The following is a 3,908-nucleotide window of genomic DNA, read 5'->3' on the forward strand; positions in this document are numbered from 1 at the left end:
CACGAGCGCCGCGTCGGGTGTCTGGAGGTGAAGCGTCGTGGCCGGGCCGCCCCATGACCTCGGCTGCGGGAAGTAGATCAGCGAACGCTGAAACGCAAACAACGCCGCGCAGATGCCCAGGTAAGCGAGCACAAGGGCGATCAAAAAAAACGTCATTGCACGTGCCATAAATGAAGGGAATGGATGTCGCAAAGCCCGGATGCCGGCCCGCTCACCACAGCTTGGCGCAATTGCCGCTGAACACCACGGTTCCGCTCGGGCTGGCGGGTGTGGCGCTGGTCTCCAGCGTTACCACCAGCTTGCTGACTTTGGACAGCAGCTTTTCCGAGGTGTCGGGCAGCATGGAAACCGCCGATCCGCTTGTAGGCACGGCGCCCAGCGAGAACGCCGGGCCATTGGCCGGCACCGCCCACAGCACCAGGGTTCCGGTGGCAGGTGGTGTGATCGGGCCTATGACCTTGACTGTCATGGTCTTGCCGTGGCGCAGCGAACTGGCCAGCAGCTTGCCGTTGCCCTGGGCGTCGGTGAGCAGGCCCACATAGCTTTGCGGCAGCCTTTCGCCGGAGCGCATCGCGATCTGGTCGCTGGACATGAACAGGGTGGGCATGGCGACAAAAAACACGCTTGCCGCGATCACGCCCGCGGCCAGGCCGCCGAAGCCGAAACCAGCAGGTTTGAGCCAGCCCAGCCAGGACGGTTTTGTTTGCGGCGCCTGTTGCGGCGCCGCAGGTTTGGTGCGTGCGGCGATCGCAGCCCACACCCYGGGAGACGGTTTGTGCGCCGGCACCGACATGGCGAGTTGACCCAGCCGGGCCTCCCATTGTGTGACGCGCACGCGCACATCAGCACGGTCGCGCTGCAGGCGCTCAAAGCGGCGGCGCGCGCCATCTTGCAGCGTACCCAGCACATAGGCCGATGCGAGGTGTTCGAGCAATTCGGGGCTGGAATATCTCATGACGCCACCACCCCTTGCGCCGCCAGGCAGCCCTTGAGTTTTTCGAGTCCGCGCCGTATCCAGGCTTTCACCGAGCCCAGCGGCGCGCCCATTTGTGCGGCCACTTCGGTATGTGACATGCCCTGGTAGTAGGCCAGCGCCAGGCTTTGGCGGTAGCTGCCTTCCAGTGCGCTCATGCAGCCTTCGATGTGCAGGGCCTCGGTGGCCTGTTCCAGCAGCTGCATGGCGCTGGGGGTGGGTGTGGCGGTGGTTTCGGTGTCTTCCTCATCCACATCACCGGAGTCGGGCAACTCGCTTTCCTTGCGGCGCGTGCGGGAGCGCAGGGCGTCCAGCGCCTTGTTGCGGACGATGGCAATCAGCCACGTCATGGGTTGAATGGTTTGCCCGTCTACCTCACTGCGGTAGCCGGTGGCATTTTTCCAGATGCTCACGTAAGCCTCTTGCAGCACATCTTCGGCCGCGTGTCCTTGTCCCAATATACGTACGGCAACGCCAAACAGATGCGTGTGGGTGCGTTCATAGACCTGCGCAAAGCAGGCGTGGTCGCCTTGCCCTGCGCCGGCAATCAGCGCCTGCAGGCTGCGGGTGTCCGTGTCGGGGGCCAGTTTCATGCGGCTGAGTATAGGGAGTTACGCCCAAGCGGCAAATCTTCCCCGACTATGGCATTTTTCTCAGAAAAACCTGCATCCAATCGGCGCTTGCTGTCGTTTGTCCCTGGTAGGCCGGGCGCCGCGCCGGCCCACGCCCCCTTCCGCCATGTGGTTGTTGGGACTTTTTTACTTTCTTTTAACCCGGAGACCTGTCAATATTTGCAGGACTCCTCTCAGGAGATCGCCATGACACCGATAGCAACCGCCACCCAACCCAGGCTTCACGCAGGCCTTGCCGCTGCCGCGTTGTGTACTGGACTGCTGCTAAGCGCCTGCGCCGGTGGCCCGGCCGCACCAATGGATGCCAAGCCGGTGCCCGCCGCGCTCAAGCCGGCCGACGGCGAACGCGTGGCCTTCACCTGGCACGCGGTGGGCTCGCAGATCTACGAATGCCGCTCCGGCGACAAGGGCTGGGCCTGGGTGTTTGTTGCGCCAGAAGCGGACCTCTTCAACCAGAAAGACGAAAAAGTCGGCACGCATGGCGCCGGCCCGAACTGGACCGCGCTGGACGGCAGCAAAACCGTGGGCACGGTAAAAGCGCGCGCCGACGGCGAGCGTCCCGCCGACATCCCATTGCTATTGCTGACGGCCAAATCCGCCGGCATGCCCGGCAAGATGGCCACCGTCACCAKCGTGCAGCGCCTGAACACCGAGGGCGGCAATGCGCCGGCCAAAGGCTGCACCGCGCCGGCCGATGCGGGCAAACGCGTCAAGGAAGGCTATACCGCCGACTACGTGTTTTTCACCGCCCAAAAAGCCTGACCCAAAAGCCAGAGGAAGCGAGGCCTGACATGTCCGTGCTCAAGAACCTTTTCAGCGCCAGCAAGAGTCCCAAGCACGATGCCACGGGGCCTGAGACGGGTCCGGTCAAGATGAACCTTGACGAGCGCATGGCGTTTCGGCGCGAGATGCTGTTCGAGGCCATCAAGGTCACGATGCAGGCCCACGGAATTTTGTCGGCCAGCTACAAATTCCGCGTGGTGCGTAACGACAAGCGAGGCCACCAGTACATGGTGCTGGTGGACCTTTCCACCGACTTCCTGGACAACCGGGAAGGTGGGCCGGCCCGGCTGGTCGAGGTGGGTGCGGCTATCGCCAAAAATGCCGCTGCGCGTTACAACCTGCTGGTCAGCGGTGTGTACTGGCAGATCAATGAGCAGATTCAGGCCTTCGCGCCCAGCCGGCCCGTCTCCTTGCCCGCGAGCCAGGATGCGGCCAGCCCACCGCCACCGGTACAACGCCGGGAGCGCGCCACGGCTGAAGAACTCGCGGCCTTTGAAGCCGCCTGGGAGAAGGGGCGGGCGCTGCATATCGGCGACCGGGTCTATTCGTCCGACCTGTCGCCGCTGGAGCCTGATTCCCAGAAGGACGACAGCCGGCGCTAAAAACCTCGGGGCCGGCCGTTCAAGACCTGCGCCTTCGCGGCACCACCGTGAGCTGCATGACGCTTTTGGCCGGCACGGGGCCCACCGTGACCTGCTGCGGCGCGATGTCCACCAGCTGGTCGGGGTGCCAGACTTTCAGCTGCGCGGCACCCTCAGGCAGGTCCTCAAAACTCGCGATGCCTTCCGGGCTGGTTTTGGCCGCCCAGGGGGATTCACTGGCGTAGATATAGCCGCGCATCGAGCCATGGATAAAACAGCCCAGCAAGGTGGCCCCGACAACGCCGGCCTTGTCCAGCGTCACCTCGCTGGACTTGCCCGGTTTTCCGTCGGGCTTGCCTTCCAGCCGCAGTTCGAAGCCGGCATTCGTCGCGTTGAACTGGCCCATGCCGGCAGGTGAGCTGCGCACGTGGTGGTCCCAGGGGTCGTTGTTCACAAACTGAATTTTTGCCCCCACGGGCACCACCGTCACTGCGGGAACAAACTGCATCTTTTCCTGGTGAATGGTGGCCTGCGCGGCCAGCGGCGTCCTGGGCTGGGCGCTTTTGTTGGCGGGTGCCACCACGACCACGGCATCCGGCACCGGTTTGCCGTCTTTGTCGAGCACCGACACCGTGAGACTGGCCGCATGAACCCCTGCGCCGAAGGCGAAGAGCGCGCTAATTGCTGTGAGCTGGATCGCTTTTTTCATGGTTTGACCGCCGTTTCAGGGGGCGTGATGATGTCCCGGTTCATCGGGGCCAGCAGTGCCAGCATTTCATTCTGTTTGCGAAAAGGGACGCCCCTGGCGTCCATGCTTTGCTGAAGCACCTCCACCAGGGCGTGGAAGTCCGATTTTTTGATATCAAGGTTGGCATGCGCGCTCTTCATGTCTGCGCCCTTGTAAATGCAGGGGCCGCCGCTCAGGGCGCAGAGCTGGTC

Annotated in this window: 6 protein-coding genes; 2 read left to right on the top strand and 4 right to left on the bottom strand. The window is 63.6% G+C overall.

Translation table 11 applies throughout. The annotated features are described in order from the left end of the window. Positions 1–211 precede the first annotated feature (211 nt). Entirely contained in the window at positions 212–955 is a 744-nt protein-coding gene (locus AC1D1X_RS17760; RefSeq protein ID WP_477698783.1) for an anti-sigma factor, read from the bottom strand. After that, the gene (locus tag AC1D1X_RS17765; RefSeq protein WP_477671258.1) at positions 952–1,566 is read right to left on the bottom strand and encodes an RNA polymerase sigma factor; all 615 of its coding nucleotides are present in this window, start codon (positions 1,564–1,566) and stop codon (positions 952–954) included. Before AC1D1X_RS17765 ends, AC1D1X_RS17760 begins: the two co-directional genes overlap by 4 nt. 225 nt (positions 1,567–1,791) lie before the next feature. Between AC1D1X_RS17765 and AC1D1X_RS17770 the strand changes: the two genes are divergently transcribed. Both AC1D1X_RS17770 and AC1D1X_RS17775 read left to right on the top strand, forming a co-directional pair. Continuing rightward, positions 1,792–2,367, top strand: a complete 576-nt coding sequence (locus AC1D1X_RS17770; RefSeq protein ID WP_477698784.1) for a DUF3455 domain-containing protein — start codon at positions 1,792–1,794, stop codon at positions 2,365–2,367. A gap of 29 nt (positions 2,368–2,396) precedes the next feature. Further along, entirely contained in the window at positions 2,397–2,990 is a 594-nt protein-coding gene (locus AC1D1X_RS17775; protein ID WP_477671260.1) for a hypothetical protein, read from the top strand. Between the two features lie 19 nt (positions 2,991–3,009). Here AC1D1X_RS17775 and AC1D1X_RS17780 read toward each other — a convergent pair whose 3' ends face one another. Beyond that, on the bottom strand, positions 3,010–3,678 hold the full coding sequence (locus AC1D1X_RS17780) for a cupredoxin domain-containing protein (protein ID WP_477671261.1): 669 nt from the start codon (positions 3,676–3,678) through the stop codon (positions 3,010–3,012). Further along, the coding region (locus tag AC1D1X_RS17785) for a group I truncated hemoglobin (RefSeq protein ID WP_477698785.1) at positions 3,675–3,908 on the bottom strand (234 nt) is incomplete at its 5' end. The genes AC1D1X_RS17780 and AC1D1X_RS17785, both read right to left, overlap by 4 nt.

It is taken from the genome of Polaromonas sp. P1_G4, from assembly GCF_056405475.1.

What these genes read in the sequence shown, in the direction of transcription:
- AC1D1X_RS17780 (WP_477671261.1), bottom strand. Translation starts at nt 3,678, where the DNA reads ATGAAAAAAGCGATCCAGCTCACAGCAATTAGCGCGCTCTTCGCCTTC.
- AC1D1X_RS17765 (WP_477671258.1), bottom strand. Translation starts at nt 1,566, where the DNA reads ATGAAACTGGCCCCCGACACGGACACCCGCAGCCTGCAGGCGCTGATT.
- AC1D1X_RS17775 (WP_477671260.1), top strand. Translation starts at nt 2,397, where the DNA reads ATGTCCGTGCTCAAGAACCTTTTCAGCGCCAGCAAGAGTCCCAAGCAC.